Here is a 14,518-nt window from a genome sequence, read left to right as displayed (position 1 = left end):
ATCATCGGCCTGTCATGCGGCGGTCGTAATACCGTAGCGCCGGATCGCAACATCGACCTGGCGGCAGTCGCGCGAGGGGTCAATCTGGCTCGGCGTGGCCATGGCCTTCATTGCAATCGTGGCGACCGCCTTCCTGCCGCTCCTCTTGGCCCCCCTCTTGAGGCGCAGCGGGCTGGTGGCGAAACAGCCATCAACCATCATCGCGCTCACCCCTTTCGCAAATGCGAAAAACAGGGTATGAGGCCGCAAAACGAATTGGGTGCCGCCTCCCGTTGCCGCGCCAAGAGCTCAGAGATTCAAAACATGAAAATGCGAAATATCGCGATCATCGCACACGTCGACCATGGGAAGACCACTCTTGTCGACGAACTCCTGAAGCAGTCCGGCTCGTTCCGTGACAACCAGCGCACCACCGAGCGCATGATGGACAGCAACGATCTCGAAAAAGAACGCGGCATCACCATCCTTGCCAAGGCGACCTCGATCGAGTGGAAGGGCGTTCGCGTCAACATCGTCGACACCCCCGGCCACGCCGACTTCGGCGGCGAAGTCGAGCGCATTCTGTCGATGGTGGACGGCGCGATCGTTCTCGTCGACTCCTCCGAAGGCCCGATGCCGCAGACCAAGTTCGTGGTCGGCAAGGCGCTGAAGGTCGGCCTTCGCCCGATCGTCGCGATCAACAAGATCGACCGTCCCGACGGCCGCCACGAGGAAGTCATCAACGAAGTCTTCGACCTCTTCGCAAACCTCGACGCGACCGACGAACAGCTCGATTTCCCGATCCTCTACGGTTCCGGCCGTGACGGCTGGATGAACGTCAATCCGGAAGGTCCGAAGGATCAGGGTCTCGCCCCGCTTCTCGACCTGGTCCTGAAGCACGTTCCTGAGCCGAGCGTCGGTGAAGAAGACGGCGCGTTCCGCATGATCGGCACGCTGCTCGAAGCCAACCCCTTCCTCGGCCGCATCATCACCGGCCGTATCCATTCCGGCTCGATCAAGCCGAACCAGCCCGTCAAGGTGCTCTCCCAGGACGGCAAGACGGTCGAAACCGGCCGTATCTCCAAGATCCTCGCCTTCCGCGGCATCGAGCGGACGCCGATCGAGGAAGCGCATGCGGGCGATATCGTCGCCATTGCCGGCCTCTCAAAGGGCACTGTCGCCGACACGTTCTGCGATCCCTCGGTTACCGAGGCGTTGCATGCGCAGCCGATCGACCCGCCGACCGTCACCATGTCCTTCCTCGTCAACGACAGCCCGCTTGCCGGCACCGAAGGCGACAAGGTGACGAGCCGCGTCATCCGCGACCGCCTGTTCAAGGAAGCCGAAGGCAATGTCGCGCTGAAGATCGAGGAAGCCGAGGGCAAGGATTCGTTCTACGTTTCCGGCCGTGGCGAATTGCAGCTCGCCGTCCTGATCGAAACCATGCGCCGCGAAGGTTTTGAGCTTGCCGTGTCGCGTCCGCGCGTCGTGATGCACAAGGCCGAGGACGGCACGCTGATGGAGCCGATCGAGGAAGTCGTCATCGACGTCGATGAGGAGCATTCCGGCGTGGTCGTGCAGAAGATGTCCGAGCGCAAGGCCGAAATGGCCGAGCTGCGTCCGTCCGGCGGCAGCCGCGTTCGCCTGGTATTCTTCGCGCCGACCCGCGGCCTGATCGGCTACCAGTCGGAACTTCTGACCGATACCCGCGGCACGGCGATCATGAACCGCCTGTTCCACGACTACCAGCCCTACAAGGGCGAGATCGGCGGCCGCACCAACGGCGTGCTTCTGTCCAACCAGGCCGGCGAGGCCGTTGCCTATGCGATGTTCAACCTGGAAGACCGTGGCCCGATGATCATCGAGCCGGGCGAAAAGGTCTATATGGGCATGATCATCGGCATTCACAGCAGAGACAACGACCTTGAGGTCAATGTCCTCAAGGGCAAGCAGCTGACCAACATCCGTTCTGCCGGCAAGGACGAAGCCGTCAGGCTGACCCCGCCGATCCGCATGACGCTCGATCGTGCGCTGTCCTGGATCCAGGACGACGAGCTGATGGAAGTGACGCCGAAGAACATCCGGCTGCGCAAGACCTATCTCGACGCCAACGACCGCAAGCGCTTCGGCAAGGCGAAAATCGCCTGATTTCGACAGCAGCTCCGAGCCTTTCAAAACCCGGCAGAAATGCCGGGTTTTTTTCTGTGCCTGAGACCCGGCAACCCTTGTCGCAAAGGTTAAAAACACGTTAACGTTGCCGCGTCGTCCACATGAGAAGTCTGTGGGCAATCCGCTCTACACACATTGGTGGAATGGCGGATTGCCAGCATCAGGGCCTAGAGTAAACGTTATGAAAACGTTATCGATCGATGTCCGGCGGGCCGAACCGCAAGACGCTCGCGCCATTTCCGAGGCGCACCGCCAGGCATGGACCCAGGCCTATGCAGGCCTCATTCCCCACAAGCCGCTGACCCAGATGCTGGAGCGCCGGGGCGAGGCATGGTGGCGCAAGGCGACCCGCGGTCCAGCGACCCTGCTGGTGCTCGATGTCGCCGACCAGGTCGCCGGTTACGCCACGATTGGCCTCAACCGGGCCCGTGCCCTGCCTTATGACGGCGAGGTCTACGAGATCTATCTGCGTCCGGAATTTCAGGGCATCGGCCTTGGTCGCCGCCTTTTCGGCGAAAGCCGCCGGCTCCTGAAGTCGCTCGGCTGCGAAGGCCTCGTCGTCTGGTGCCTGGAGGACAGCGAGCACGCGGCGCGTTTCTTCCGCCGGCACGGCGGCGTGGACCTTGCCGAAGGCATGGAGGATTTTGGCGGCACTCAGCTCCGCAAGATCGGTTTCGTCTGGTCCTGAACGGTCAGCCTTCAACCTCCTGAATTTGAACGCTTTCTAGTGTTGCGGCGCGTAGTGCGGTTCAACATTGGCGTCAAAGCCTTGTTGCCTTGCAGCATGATTCCCGCTATCGACGCTTAACTTTGTCGAACCTCACCGGGGACCAGAATGCGTATCGATGCAATTTCCGTTGGCAAGAATCCGCCTGAAGACGTCAACGTCATCGTTGAAGTGCCGGTCGGCGGCCAGCCGATCAAGTACGAAATGGACAAGGAAGCCGGCGCTCTCGTCGTCGACCGCTTCCTCTACACGCCGATGACCTATCCGGGCAATTACGGCTTCGTACCGCACACGCTCTCGGAAGACGGCGATCCGATCGACGTCCTCATCTGCAACACCCGTCCGCTGGTTCCGGGCTGCGTCATCAACGTGCGCCCGATCGGCGTAATGATCATGGAAGACGACGGCGGCAAGGACGAGAAGATCATCGCCGTGCCGGTTCCGAAGCTGACCCAGCGCTACGACAAGATCAAGAACTACACGGACATGCCCGAGATCACGCTGAAGCAGATCGAGCACTTCTTCGAGCATTACAAGGATCTGGAGCCCGGCAAATGGGTGAAGATCGGCGGCTGGCAGAATGTCGACGTGGCAAAGACGCTGATCGTCGAAGCCATCGAGCGCTACAAGGCAAGCAAGTAACCCGTCAGGCCTTCAGCACCTTTTTGAATTTCTCTTCCAGATCCTCCGGATCGCCATCGATCCGGAGGATTTTTTTGCGCGCGGTTTCGCCCGAGAGGATCGAAATGGAGGATTTGGGAAGGCGGAACGTATCGGCCAGCAGCAGGATCAGCGCCTTGTTGGCCTTGCCGTCCTCCGGCACGGCGGTGACGCGTGCCTTCAGGAACACCTCGCCATCGGCGGCGGTCTCCATGCCCTCGACAGCATTGCGGCCCGAATTCGGCGTAAGCCGGATTGCGAGCCGCAGATGGTCGGAATGCTTGCTATAGGCGCCGCTCACGCAACCAGCGGATAGATCGACGTCCACATCAGCGAGCGAATGAAGAAGATGATCAGGAGCAGGATGACGGGCGAGATATCGATGCCGCCGAGGTCCGGCATGATGCGACGGATGGGACGCAGCGCCGGTTCGGTGACGGCGAAGAGGAAACGACCGACCGCATCGACGAACTGGTTTCGCGAATTGATGACGTTGAAGGCAAAGAGCCAGGAAAAGATGGCGCTGGCAATCAGCACCCAGGTATAGAGGTTCAAGGCCAAATCGATGGTCTGAAACAGGGCGAGCATTAACGTCTCCATTTCTTTGTTGACAGACATGTAGACATTGGCGAACTAACGGGCAAGTGCCGCGCCCGCGCCTCATCCGATTCATGTTTAACGGGCGGCGGGCACGCTGCCGGCTTCCGGCTCCGCTGAAAGTGTTGCCTCATGTCCATTTCTGCCTCGGGCGATCGTTTCGCCGCCTTCCGGCACTCATCTTATACTCGCTTCTTCTTTTCCCGACTTTTCTCGGCTTTTGCGATCCAGATCATCAGCGTCGCGGTCGGCTGGCAGATGTACGACGAGACGAGCAATCCGCTCTATCTCGGCCTGATCGGCCTTTTCCAGTTCCTGCCATCGCTGCTCCTGATCCTCGTCACCGGTTCGGTCGCCGACCGCTATAACCGACGCGTGATCATGGCGATCTGCATGGTGGTCGGGGCGCTCTGCGCCGGCGCCCTTCTGGCACTCACCGTCACCCATTCGTTTTCGCCCTGGCCGGTGTTCGGCATCCTGATCGTGTTCGGGATCGAACGGGCCTTCATGGGACCGGCGGTCCAGTCGCTCGGTCCCAATCTGGTGCCGGAACAGGACCTGCCGAACGCAGTTGCCTGGAATTCCTCGTCCTGGCAGACGGCGGCGATCCTCGGCCCGGTTGCCGGCGGCCTGCTTTACGGCATCAGCGCGGTTTCCGCCTATTCGGTCGCACTGGTCTTCCTCATCCTCGCCGCCGCCCTGGTGTTCATGATCCCGAAACCTCCGCAGCGCAACGCTGCGGAAAAGGTGAGCTGGGGCCAGATCCTGGCCGGTTTCCATTTCATCTCGCGGGAAAAGATCGTGCTCGGAGCGATCTCGCTGGACCTCTTCGCGGTCCTTCTCGGCGGCGCGGTGGCGCTGATGCCGATCTTTGCGCGTGACATTCTCGAACTCGGCCCCTGGGGCCTCGGCATGCTGCGGGCAGCACCGGGCGTCGGGGCGATCGTCGTCGCGATCTACCTCGCCTTTTATCCGATCCGCCACCATGCCGGTCTGGCGATGTTCATCGGCGTCGGGCTGTTCGGCATCGGCACGCTGGTCTTCGGTCTCTCAGTGACGCCCTGGCTGTCGATCTCGGCGCTGATGCTGATGGGAGCGTCCGACATGATCTCTGTCTATGTGCGCGAGACTCTGATCGCGCTCTGGACGCCGGACGAGGTGCGCGGCCGGGTCAACGCGGTCAACATGGTGTTCGTCGGCGCGTCCAACGAGCTCGGGGAGTTCCGCGCGGGGACGATGGCCTCGATCTTCGGCGCCGTACCGGCCGTGGTGATCGGCGGTATCGGCACGCTGGCCGTCGCGGTCATCTGGTCGATGAGCTTCCCGAAGCTGCGCAGGATCGACAGTCTCGAGGCGCCGGACCGGGAAGAGAGATCGGTTCAGCCGGCCTGAAGCGCCGGCTGTCGGCCGTGTCCGATCTGTTCGCCGTGGGCCTGCGGCTCGAAGACGAGGTCGAGGAAATTCCAGAGCCATTCCTTGAGCGGCGCATCGAAGATCATCCGGCCCTCCAGATGATCGCGACCGGCCTGTGCATTCGGCATGGTGAAACGCTCGGCGCCGTGCACGACCCAGCGCTGCATCATGGCCCGTGTCAGTTCCGCATGGAACTGCAGGCCCCAGGCATTGTCGCCGTAGCGGATCGCCTGATTTGGGTAAGCGTCGCCTTCGGCAAGCAGCTGCACGCCGCGCGGGGTGTCGAAGCCTTCGCGGTGGAAGTGATAGACCATTTTCGGCCATTTCATCAGCAGCCGTCCGTGCTCGGTGGCGCGTAGCGGATACCAGCCGATTTCGGTGAGGCCGTTTTTCTCCGCGGCGACCGTGCCGTCGAGATGGCGCACCATCATCTGCGCCCCGAGGCAGATGCCGAGATAGGGCTTGTTCTCCTTGAGCGGAACACCGATCCAGTCGATCTCCGTCCGGACGAACGGATCCGGGTCGCTGGCGCTCATCGGCCCGCCGAAGATCACCGCGCCGGAGTGATCCGCCATGGTGTCCGGCAGTGGATCGCCGAGCACGGGGCGGCGGATATCGAGAGGGAAACCCTTGTCGGAAAGCATCTGGCCGACGCGTCCGGGCGACGAGCGCTCCTGGTGCAGCACGATCAGCACGGGAAGTTTTCGGGTGTGACGGGAGGGAAACATCAGCATTTCAACAACGTCCTCAGTCTCCTCCCTCATCTCCTCCGGTTGCACGGGCGGCGGCCTGCTGGCGCTCCAGAACCCTGTCGCGCGCCGAGACGCCCAGAAGATCGGCGATCCTCCAGATCACGTGATCTTCGATCTCGCTGCGCTGGCCGTCGGCATAAACGATATCCCAGAGGATGCCGAGAAGCTCGACGCGGTCCTCTTCGTCGACGAGATGTTTTCTAAGATCGGAAGTGAAGCGGTAATAGTCAACCGCCTCGCTGCCGGCCTGATGGCCGATCTCGATCAACGCCTTCAGGCGATCCTCGCTCAAGTCGTAACGTTCGCGCAGCAGGTCGCGAAACTTCTGCTGTTCCCGGGGCGAGACGTTGCCATCCGCCTCCATGACCTGGAAACAGAGCGCGACAAACGCCACCCGGGGGTCATCGGAGGCGAATTCCTGCGTATGGTGGGACCCTGTCAGAGTTTGGAGGAAGGCCTGAATGCGATCTAACATCTATCTCCAGGCCCTCGCCATTCTAGAACAGCCGGAGCCTCGTTGCGGGCTGCGCGGCATCGGGATCTTTCACACCCGGATCATCCGGCGGGCGGCCGAAAAAGGGAACGGGCTCCTCCTCATTTTCAGGGGATTTTCCGTCCTTCGGCGTCACATTCGCCGGGGCTGGTGTTTTTGCTGCAACAGCTAACTCCTTCTGAGGAGGCTTTGCCTCCTGCGGGGCCGGCTTGACCTCGACGAGAATGGGCTTGGGGGGCTCTTCTGTCGCCGTGTCGGTCTTCGCCTCGCTGACCGTCACAGGCGGCAGGCTGGCGATCGCGGTGTCGGCCGCGAGCGAACCTTCCTCGACCGGGCCTTCGAGCTGGTCGAACGGCGCCTTCCACTCGAAGGCATCGAGCCGGCCGGTCACCGGAGAGAGCGGCAGCCATTTTTCCGAGACGAAACCATCGGCGACCCAGGCGGGGCCCCGCGGTGCGCGCAACGCCTGCGCCATCCAGTGGCGAACGCGGCCCTGGTCGCCGGTTTCGGCTTCCTCGATATCGGCGAGCAACAGGTAGACGGCCTCCCGCGGCTGCATGCGGGCGGCGGCTTCCGCCTTGGCACGTGCCTTCTTGAACTGCTGGGCATCGAGTGCGGCCTGGGCCACGGCCAGCAGCGATTCGACATTGTTGGGGCGCATCGCTTCAAGCTTTTCGGCGCGTTTCAGCCGGTCGACGGTGCTGTCGCCGCTACGGGCGCGGATATAGGCGCCGGCGATTTCCGGATGCGGCCCGAGCTTCCAGACACCTTCGAGCGTGGATGCCGCCTTGCGGACGTTGTCCTCGCGCAGCCAGGCCTTGGCGGCGATGACGGCAGCGGGCACCAGATCCTTGGCGAGCTTCAAGGCCGCCATGGCATCGTCGCGGGCGCCCTTCGGATCACCCTCCAGCCGATCGTTTGCCTTGGCGGTCAGAAGCACGGCCTTCCAGCGTTCGGCCTGCGGTTTTTCAAGAATATTGGCCATGCGCTGCTGGTCGAGCAGGCGGATCGCATCATCCCAGCGGCCGGCCTGGCTGCGGGATTCGAGCGTCGCCTGGGCGGCCCAGGGCAGGTAGGGCGCATGCTCGACGGCCTTTTCCGCATATTGGCGGGCGGCCTCGTTGGCACCGAGCCGGCGGGCTTCCATGTAGAGGCCGCGCAGGCCCAGTTCGCGGGTTTCCGGATCCTCGGCCATCTGCTCGAACTTTTTGCGCGCTTCGTCGTGCTTGCCTTCGATCAGGGCTGCCTGGGCTTCGAGGAGATGGATCAGCGGCTCCTGGTCGGCGCTGATCAGTCCGCGGGTGCGCAGGCTCATCTTGCGGGCGAGCAGCGCATTGCCGGCGCCGGCGGCGATGAGGCCGGTCGACAGCGCCTGGTAACCCCGGTCGCGCTTGCGGGCGCGAAAATAGCGGCGGACGGAATAGGGCGAGGTCCAGATCACGCCGACGATCCACCAGAGGAGCATCGCAAGGCCGATCAGCGCGACCATGGCGGTCGCGGCCACCATCAGGCTAGTTTCGATCAGGTGGTCCTGCCAGGTGATGGAAATCAGGCCGGGGCGATCCGCAAGCCAGGAGAAACCCCAGCCGAGAGCCAGCACCACAACGAGAAAAATGAAAAGTCTGACCATCCGGTTCTTCCGTCCTCAGCCTTGGGTGCCGGCGACGGCGCGCGTCAGCGTTCCGCCCACGAGATTTTCCACCTGAATGCGGGCATCGAGCTTCTGCTTGAAATCGCGGGAAACCGCCTTTGCCGGTTCCGGCAGCGCATCCCACTCACGGGCGGAGGCCTGGAGATCGCCGTTGCGCAGCGCATTTTCGATGCGGGCGACGACCGCATCCGGCGTCTCGCCCTGGACGTCGCCGACCCGGCGGACCTTGACCACCGACATGGCGGAGGAAAGCAGCCGGCTGGCAACGCCCTCGTTCGGGTCCGACTGGACGGTCGCCTCCAGCATGGCATCGGCAATGCGGGGGAAATCGCGCTGCAGTTCGGCGCGGGCGGGCACGCCGGCGGAGGCGAATTTCTGCAGGTCGGCGACGGCGGGATCGTCACCGGCGACGGTCACGAAGGTCTGCAGTTCGGTTTCGAACGGGCCGCCGCGATCGATACCGGCCTTGAGGGCGGCGGCTGCGACGGCTCGGGCGACCTGCTGTTCCGGGCCGCGGTCGTTCAGCTTGGCCTCGGCCTGGTCCAGGCGCTGGGCGAGACCGGAATCAGCGGTCGCCGCCGACTGGACGGTGGCGCGAATCCGGTCGAGATCGGCCTTTAGCGTGGCAAGCGCCTGTTCGCTGGCGCCGCCCGTTGCCTTGGGCGCGGTTTCAAGGGCTGCGACCCGGTTGGCGAGCGCGGCATCGGGGGCCGCTGCTGCGGCAGGCCGATTTTTGAGCGCTGCGATTTCTTGGCGCAGTGCGGCGATCTCGGAGGAGAGGCCGGCCGTGTTGGAGGCCGTCGGGGCTGGCGTGGCACCGGGCAGGTAACCGGCATATTGCATGCTTCCGGCCAGCAACAGCGCGACGATGCCGCCGAAAATGCCGGCCGCGATCAGCGTCGACGTGGCAGGGCTCGGGCGATGGTGCGGGGCGGGTGTCGACTCTGGTTCGGGCGCCACGGTTGCGGGTTGCGGTTCGCTCTGGGCGGCGGCAGACCAGGGATCGTCATAACGCGGCTCGTCTGCGGCCGAGGAGCCGGGTTCCGGTTCTTCCGTGGGCTCGGGTTTGGTCGGCTCTTCGGCTGTTGCGGAAACGTCTTCGGCGGGCTCAGTCGTGCTCATCGCTTCGTCGGTGTCGTTGCTGCGGACGGGTTCGGCGACGACATCAGACTGCTCGGCGGTCAAGTCGATCGTGACCGGCTCCTTGTCCGTCTTGGATCGGCGGGGTGGTTGTTCCGGTACCATCTCGACCTCTTTTTGCATGCGCTCACAGGAAACTAGTGGGTGGGTCTTCGGAAAGAAAGGGGCGGGCGGGATTTTGGCGCCACACCTCGACTAAAGGAGTGCCAATACCCCATCCTCGTCAGGGTGGCTGGCGATCTTGATATTTCTATGAAATTCCCGCGGAATGATTTCGGCGACATTGTCGCTGAGGCACAGCAACTGCAGGGACGCGAGTTCCTGAAGGTGCGGCGCAGCGAAATCGCAGAAAAGCCGGGCATTTTCCCGCGAGTAGAGAAGCACGGCATCCGCCGGCGGATCGAGGAGAGTGCCGCGAATAAGAGCTTCATCGTAGGCTATGGGTTTCATTTCGTAGATTTCGGCGGCGACGAACGGCACCCCCGCCGCATGCAGGCCATCTTCGAATTTTGGCGACCGCGGCCTGCCGGCAAGGTAGAGCAGCGGAGCGTCGAGCGAAGGTGCATCGCTTGCGATGATCTTTGCGAGTTCGGCGCCTGTGCCAGGCCCGCGGCGAATATTCCGGAAGCCGGCAGCTTCGGCAGCCTTTGCCGTTGTTTCGCCGACGGCGTAGAGGGTTTGGCCGAGAGATGGGATGAGACGCTCGCCCAACGCGGACAGCACGCGGAGGGCTTCGGCGCTGGTGACGGCCAGCGCCGAATGGGGGCTGGCGAGCGCGGCCTCGGCAATTTTCGGATGATGGATCGCCCTGGTCAGCGGCAGCAGGACCGGCTGATGGCCGAGGTCTTGCAGGCGCTCGGCAGTGCGCCGGGCCGAGCTTTCGGGGCGGGTAACGACGACCCGCATCGCTTTACGCCCAGCCTTCGAAGAAATCGGGGCCGGCTGCCGCGCGGACGGCTTCGCCGGCCTGTCGGCCGAGTTTTTCCGCGTTGGCGCGTTTGCCTTCGGTCTCGATCGAATGTTCCTTTCGGCCATCCGGCGTCAGGATCAGCCCTGAGAATTTCAGATGGTCGCCCTCGCAGATGGCGTAACCGCCGATCGGGGTGCGGCAGGAGCCGTCGAGGGCTGCCAGGAAGGCGCGTTCGCAGGAGACCGCGTCATAGGTCGGGCGGTCGTTGATCGGGTCGAGAAGCGCATCGATGCGCGCGTCACTGACACGGCTTTCGACGCAGATTGCGCCCTGCGCCGGTGCCGGAGGGAAGTCCTGCGGGTCGAGCAGTTCGGTGACCACATCCTGCTTGGCAAGGCGCTTGAGGCCGGCATAGGCGAGCAGGGTCGCATCCACCTGGCCCTCGCTCAGCTTGCGCAGCCGCGTTTCGACCAAGCCGCGGAAGGTGATGACCTCGATGTCCGGACGGATGCGGCGGATCAGCGCCTGGCGGCGCAGCGACGAGGAGCCGACAGTGGCGCCATCGGGAAGGGCGGCAAGCGTATGGGCGGTGCGGCCGATAAACGCATCGCGAAAATCCTCGCGGGGCAGGTAGGCGGCGAGACGCAGCCCCTCGGGCAGCTTGGTCGGCATGTCTTTCGACGAATGCACGGCGAAATCGAGATCGCCGGAGATCAGTCCTTCCTCCAGCTCCTGGGTGAACAGGCCCTTGCCGCCGAGCTCCGAAAGCGACCGGTCGGTGATCCGGTCGCCTGTCGTCGACAACACGACGATCTCGAACATGTCCTCCGGCAGGCCGTGCGCCGTCATCAGCCGTGCACGCGTCTCGGAAGCCTGGGCGAGCGCCAGCGGACTGCCGCGCGTGCCGATCCGGAAAGGTTTTGTTTGCATCCGCGTCATTCCATTGTTACCGGAGGCTTTCGTAGACCGGTTTATCCGGCATCGCAATTATCGATAGGCGTATGGCGACCTTTCTTCGCATCCTCGGCATTGAAACTAGCTGCGACGAGACGGCGGCTTCCGTCGTCGCGCGCCATGAAGACGGCCGCGGTGAAATCCTCTCCGACATCGTGCTGTCGCAGCTCGACGAACACAGCGCCTATGGCGGCGTCGTGCCGGAGATCGCCGCGCGCGCGCATGTCGAGGCGCTGGACGGCCTGATCGAGGAAGCACTCACCCGCGCCAATGTGTCGCTCGACGAGATCGATGCGGTCGCCGCGACATCCGGACCGGGCCTGATCGGCGGGCTTATCGTCGGGCTGATGACCGCCAAGGCGATCGCGCGGGCCGCCGGCAAGCCGCTGATGGCGATCAATCACCTCGAAGGCCACGCGCTGACGGCGCGGCTAACCGACGGGCTTTCCTTTCCCTACCTGATGCTGCTCGTCTCCGGCGGCCACACCCAGCTCGTGCTGGTGCGCGGGGTCGGGGAATACGAGCGCTGGGGCACGACGATCGACGATGCGCTGGGCGAGGCGTTCGACAAGACGGCAAAGCTGCTCGGCCTGCCCTATCCCGGTGGGCCGGCTGTCGAGAAGGCGGCCCTGAAGGGCAATCCGGACCGGTTCTCGCTGCCGCGGCCGCTGGTCGGCGAAGCGCGGCTCGATTTTTCCTTCTCCGGCCTCAAGACGGCGGTGCGCCAGGCGGCGACCGAGATCGCGCCCTTGAGCGATCAGGATGTCGCCGATATCTGCGCCTCGTTCCAGAAGGCGATTTCCCGCACGCTGCGCGACCGCATCGGCCGCGGGCTGGCCCGCTTTAAACAGGAATTCGCGCATCTCGATGTCGACCGGGCGCTGGTCGTCGCCGGCGGGGTTGCCGCCAACCAGGAAATCCGCCGGACGCTGCAGGCGCTCTGCATCGAGAACGGCTTCCGCTTCATCGCGCCGCCGCTGAGGCTCTGCACTGACAATGCGGCGATGATCGCCTGGGCGGGGCTCGAGCGGATGGCGGAGGAACTGCCAACGGACGGTTTCGACGTGGCGCCGCGCTCGCGCTGGCCGCTCGACAAGGACGCCAAGACCCTGCTCGGGTCCGGCAAGCGAGGAGCCAAGGCATGAGCGGTGCGGAGAAAATCGTCGTCATCGGCGCCGGTGCCTTCGGGACCGCGCTTGCCACCGTGATTTCGCTGGAAGGCCGGCATCCGGTGACCCTGATCGGCCGCGATCCTTCGCTGATGAGCGATCTGCGCGACGACCGGGTGCATGATGCCGCCCTTCCCGGCGTGCCCCTGCCGGATGCGCTGGAGTTTTCCGCCGAGCCAGATGCCATCGGCGAGGCGAGCCTCGTGCTCTTTGCCATGCCCTCGCAGGCGCAGGCGGATGCGGCGCGGCATTATGGTCCCTATCTTGCCGACGGCGCGGTGGTCGTCACCTGCGCCAAGGGCATCGACAAGTCTTCAGGCCGGTTGCTGACCGAACTGCTGGAGGCGGAATTGCCGCATCATCCGGTCGCGGTGCTTTCGGGCCCCGGCTTTGCGGCCGATATCGCCCGCGGCCTGCCGACGGCGATGGCGATTGCGGCGGGGGATGAGGCATTAGCGGAACGACTCGCCAACGCGCTCTCCAGTCGCACCTTCCGCCTTTATGCTTCCAGCGACCGGATCGGGGTGCAGCTCGGCGGCGCGCTGAAGAACGTGCTGGCGATAGCCTGCGGCATCATCGAAGGCGCCGGGCTCGGCGAATCGGCGCGCGCCGCACTGATTTCGCGGGGCCTTGCGGAAATGTCGCGGCTGGTCGAGGCGATGGGCGGCAATGCGGATACGGTGCGGGGCTTGTCGGGCCTCGGCGACCTGGTGCTGACCGGCACCAGCCATCAATCGCGCAACCTGCGTTTCGGCATCGCGCTCGGCAGAGGCGAGGGCACTCAAGCCGGCGGACCCCTGGTCGAAGGGGCGTTTGCGGCATCCGTCGCGGCGCGTCTGGGCAAGAAATTTTCGGTCGAACTGCCGGTCACCAACGCGGTGGCCGATATCATCGACGGCAAGCTCGATATCATGACGGCCATGGAACAGCTGATGACCCGGCCGATCACCACGGAATAAGACCGTTTTCCCAATAGGATCATGCAAGGAGAGACTGATGCTGTTTGCGTTTCTGTGCACCGACAAGCCCGGCCATCTGAACGTCCGGATGGAAACCCGCCCCACCCATCTGGAGCATCTGAACAAGCTCAATGCCGAGGGTGTGCTGAAGTTCGCGGGCCCGTTCCTCGATGACGACGGCAAGCCGAACGGCAGCCTCGTGGTCGTCGAAGCCGCCGACATGGCCGCCGCCCGCGTGATCGCCGAAGCCGATCCCTATTACCTGGCCGGCCTTTTCGAGAAGGTCGAAGTGAAGGCCTGGAACTGGGTCTTCAACAAGCCGGAGTGAGGCGACGGATGGCATATTGGCTTTACAAATCCGAACCGTCGTCCTGGTCCTGGGAACAGCAGAAGGCGGCGGGCGAAAAGGGCACCGAATGGACCGGCGTGCGAAACTACCTGGCGCGCAACAACATGCGAGCCATGAAGATCGGCGACAAGGGTTTCTTCTACCATTCGAATGACGGGCTGGAGATCGTCGGCATCGTCGAGGTCTGTGCGCTGTCGCATCCCGATTCGACGGCACAAGGCGATCCGAAGTGGGATTGCGTCGATATCCGCGCGGTGACCGACATGCCGACGCCGGTGACGCTGAAGGATATCAAGGCGAACCCGAAGTTCGAGAGGATGTCGCTGGTGACCTCGATGCGGCTTTCGGTGCAGCCGGTGACCGACGAGGAATATTTCGAGATCTGCAAACTCGGCGGTCTCGACAATCCGCCGAAATCGCCGGCCTGAAGCGACCTTGAAGACCGATCCCCGGACCTTCATCCTCGAGAACACGGTTCTCATGAGCCCGCCGCATGTGCCGGAAATCCGACTGCACCTGGCCAGCGAGGCGCATGACCTCTGGCTGAAGACGGAAGAGGACCTGGAGGAAATCGGCCTGCCGCCCCCGTTCTGGGC

The 14,518-nt window shown here is 63.8% G+C and carries 17 protein-coding genes and 1 pseudogene; 9 read left to right on the top strand and 9 right to left on the bottom strand.

All coding sequences use genetic code 11. The features are described 5' to 3' along the window. Positions 1–12 precede the first annotated feature (12 nt). On the bottom strand, positions 13–201 hold the full coding sequence (locus tag C5L10_RS31810) for a hypothetical protein (RefSeq protein ID WP_172717287.1): 189 nt from the start codon (positions 199–201) through the stop codon (positions 13–15). Positions 202–303: 102 nt separating this feature from the next. Between C5L10_RS31810 and typA the strand changes: the two genes are divergently transcribed. The 3 genes from typA (at position 304) to ppa (ending at position 3,517) form a co-directional block, all read left to right on the top strand. Then, positions 304–2,127: a translational GTPase TypA gene (gene typA, locus C5L10_RS31805; protein ID WP_105432976.1), complete on the top strand. Its 1,824-nt coding sequence runs from the start codon at positions 304–306 to the stop codon at positions 2,125–2,127. Positions 2,128–2,329: 202 nt separating this feature from the next. Beyond that, the gene (locus C5L10_RS31800; RefSeq protein ID WP_037081530.1) at positions 2,330–2,836 is read left to right on the top strand and encodes a GNAT family N-acetyltransferase; all 507 of its coding nucleotides are present in this window, start codon (positions 2,330–2,332) and stop codon (positions 2,834–2,836) included. Positions 2,837–2,983: 147 nt separating this feature from the next. Beyond that, the gene (gene ppa, locus C5L10_RS31795; protein ID WP_046605240.1) at positions 2,984–3,517 is read left to right on the top strand and encodes an inorganic diphosphatase; all 534 of its coding nucleotides are present in this window, start codon (positions 2,984–2,986) and stop codon (positions 3,515–3,517) included. Positions 3,518–3,521: 4 nt separating this feature from the next. Here ppa and C5L10_RS31790 read toward each other — a convergent pair whose 3' ends face one another. Beyond that, a complete protein-coding gene (locus C5L10_RS31790; RefSeq protein WP_046665092.1) occupies positions 3,522–3,836 on the bottom strand; it encodes a DUF167 domain-containing protein in 315 nt (104 codons plus the stop codon). Then, a complete protein-coding gene (locus C5L10_RS31785) occupies positions 3,833–4,123 on the bottom strand; it encodes a YggT family protein (RefSeq protein WP_245446871.1) in 291 nt (96 codons plus the stop codon). The genes C5L10_RS31790 and C5L10_RS31785 overlap by 4 nt, the downstream gene beginning before the upstream one ends. A gap of 141 nt (positions 4,124–4,264) precedes the next feature. Between C5L10_RS31785 and C5L10_RS31780 the strand changes: the two genes are divergently transcribed. After that, positions 4,265–5,524 (top strand): MFS transporter, encoded by a 1,260-nt coding sequence (locus C5L10_RS31780; protein ID WP_105432954.1) that lies wholly within the window; start codon positions 4,265–4,267, stop codon positions 5,522–5,524. Here the strand turns inward: C5L10_RS31780 and C5L10_RS31775 are convergent. From C5L10_RS31775 to hemC, 6 genes are all read right to left on the bottom strand, one after another. After that, complete coding sequence (locus C5L10_RS31775) at positions 5,512–6,279, bottom strand: glutamine amidotransferase (RefSeq protein ID WP_371412017.1); 768 nt, start codon at positions 6,277–6,279, stop codon at positions 5,512–5,514. The two genes, C5L10_RS31780 and C5L10_RS31775, sit on opposite strands and share 13 nt — an antisense overlap. Before the next feature lie 13 nt (positions 6,280–6,292). Next, on the bottom strand, positions 6,293–6,772 hold the full coding sequence (locus tag C5L10_RS31770; protein WP_105423404.1) for a TerB family tellurite resistance protein: 480 nt from the start codon (positions 6,770–6,772) through the stop codon (positions 6,293–6,295). 22 nt (positions 6,773–6,794) lie between these two features. Beyond that, positions 6,795–8,420 (bottom strand): heme biosynthesis protein HemY, encoded by a 1,626-nt coding sequence (locus C5L10_RS31765; protein ID WP_105432953.1) that lies wholly within the window; start codon positions 8,418–8,420, stop codon positions 6,795–6,797. A 15-nt stretch (positions 8,421–8,435) separates the two neighbouring features. Continuing rightward, positions 8,436–9,686, bottom strand: coding sequence for a COG4223 family protein (locus C5L10_RS31760; protein WP_105432974.1), 1,251 nt, complete (start codon positions 9,684–9,686; stop codon positions 8,436–8,438). Between the two features lie 90 nt (positions 9,687–9,776). Further along, a complete protein-coding gene (locus tag C5L10_RS31755; RefSeq protein WP_105432952.1) occupies positions 9,777–10,487 on the bottom strand; it encodes a uroporphyrinogen-III synthase in 711 nt (236 codons plus the stop codon). A 4-nt stretch (positions 10,488–10,491) separates the two neighbouring features. Further along, positions 10,492–11,421, bottom strand: a complete 930-nt coding sequence (gene hemC / locus C5L10_RS31750) for a hydroxymethylbilane synthase (RefSeq protein ID WP_105432973.1) — start codon at positions 11,419–11,421, stop codon at positions 10,492–10,494. A 71-nt stretch (positions 11,422–11,492) separates the two neighbouring features. Here hemC and tsaD point away from each other — a divergent pair, with 71 nt between their 5' ends. The 5 genes and pseudogenes from tsaD to C5L10_RS34635 all read left to right on the top strand — a co-directional run. Then, complete coding sequence (gene tsaD, locus C5L10_RS31745) at positions 11,493–12,590, top strand: tRNA (adenosine(37)-N6)-threonylcarbamoyltransferase complex transferase subunit TsaD (protein ID WP_105432951.1); 1,098 nt, start codon at positions 11,493–11,495, stop codon at positions 12,588–12,590. Next, positions 12,587–13,573, top strand: coding sequence for an NAD(P)H-dependent glycerol-3-phosphate dehydrogenase (locus tag C5L10_RS31740; RefSeq protein ID WP_105432950.1), 987 nt, complete (start codon positions 12,587–12,589; stop codon positions 13,571–13,573). Before tsaD ends, C5L10_RS31740 begins: the two co-directional genes overlap by 4 nt. A 37-nt stretch (positions 13,574–13,610) precedes the next feature. Continuing rightward, complete coding sequence (locus tag C5L10_RS31735) at positions 13,611–13,901, top strand: YciI-like protein (protein ID WP_105432949.1); 291 nt, start codon at positions 13,611–13,613, stop codon at positions 13,899–13,901. 8 nt (positions 13,902–13,909) lie between these two features. After that, positions 13,910–14,350: an EVE domain-containing protein gene (locus C5L10_RS31730; protein ID WP_105432948.1), complete on the top strand. Its 441-nt coding sequence runs from the start codon at positions 13,910–13,912 to the stop codon at positions 14,348–14,350. Positions 14,351–14,357: 7 nt separating this feature from the next. Continuing rightward, a pseudogene (locus C5L10_RS34635) lies at positions 14,358–14,518 on the top strand (methyltransferase); the annotation flags it as partial.

The sequence above is a fragment of the Neorhizobium sp. T6_25 genome (assembly GCF_002968555.1).
Taxonomy (GTDB): Bacteria; Pseudomonadota; Alphaproteobacteria; order Rhizobiales; family Rhizobiaceae; genus Neorhizobium.
The sequence above is the reverse complement of the archived record's forward strand: the minus strand, read 5'-3'. Positions and strand labels throughout refer to the sequence as shown.

Bases quoted from the DNA above. Each gene is read 5' to 3' on its own strand.
- C5L10_RS31800 (WP_037081530.1), top strand. From the start codon at position 2,330: ATGAAAACGTTATCGATCGATGTCCGGCGGGCCGAACCGCAAGACGCT.
- C5L10_RS31730 (WP_105432948.1), top strand. From the start codon at position 13,910: ATGGCATATTGGCTTTACAAATCCGAACCGTCGTCCTGGTCCTGGGAA.
- ppa (WP_046605240.1), top strand. From the start codon at position 2,984: ATGCGTATCGATGCAATTTCCGTTGGCAAGAATCCGCCTGAAGACGTC.
- C5L10_RS31760 (WP_105432974.1), bottom strand. From the start codon at position 9,686: ATGGTACCGGAACAACCACCCCGCCGATCCAAGACGGACAAGGAGCCG.
- tsaD (WP_105432951.1), top strand. From the start codon at position 11,493: ATGGCGACCTTTCTTCGCATCCTCGGCATTGAAACTAGCTGCGACGAG.
- C5L10_RS31770 (WP_105423404.1), bottom strand. From the start codon at position 6,772: ATGTTAGATCGCATTCAGGCCTTCCTCCAAACTCTGACAGGGTCCCAC.
- hemC (WP_105432973.1), bottom strand. From the start codon at position 11,421: ATGCAAACAAAACCTTTCCGGATCGGCACGCGCGGCAGTCCGCTGGCG.
- typA (WP_105432976.1), top strand. From the start codon at position 304: ATGAAAATGCGAAATATCGCGATCATCGCACACGTCGACCATGGGAAG.
- C5L10_RS31740 (WP_105432950.1), top strand. From the start codon at position 12,587: ATGAGCGGTGCGGAGAAAATCGTCGTCATCGGCGCCGGTGCCTTCGGG.
- C5L10_RS31785 (WP_245446871.1), bottom strand. From the start codon at position 4,123: ATGCTCGCCCTGTTTCAGACCATCGATTTGGCCTTGAACCTCTATACC.
- C5L10_RS31775 (WP_371412017.1), bottom strand. From the start codon at position 6,279: ATGCTGATGTTTCCCTCCCGTCACACCCGAAAACTTCCCGTGCTGATC.
- C5L10_RS31755 (WP_105432952.1), bottom strand. From the start codon at position 10,487: ATGCGGGTCGTCGTTACCCGCCCCGAAAGCTCGGCCCGGCGCACTGCC.
- C5L10_RS31735 (WP_105432949.1), top strand. From the start codon at position 13,611: ATGCTGTTTGCGTTTCTGTGCACCGACAAGCCCGGCCATCTGAACGTC.
- C5L10_RS31765 (WP_105432953.1), bottom strand. From the start codon at position 8,420: ATGGTCAGACTTTTCATTTTTCTCGTTGTGGTGCTGGCTCTCGGCTGG.
- C5L10_RS31780 (WP_105432954.1), top strand. From the start codon at position 4,265: ATGTCCATTTCTGCCTCGGGCGATCGTTTCGCCGCCTTCCGGCACTCA.
- C5L10_RS31810 (WP_172717287.1), bottom strand. From the start codon at position 201: ATGATGGTTGATGGCTGTTTCGCCACCAGCCCGCTGCGCCTCAAGAGG.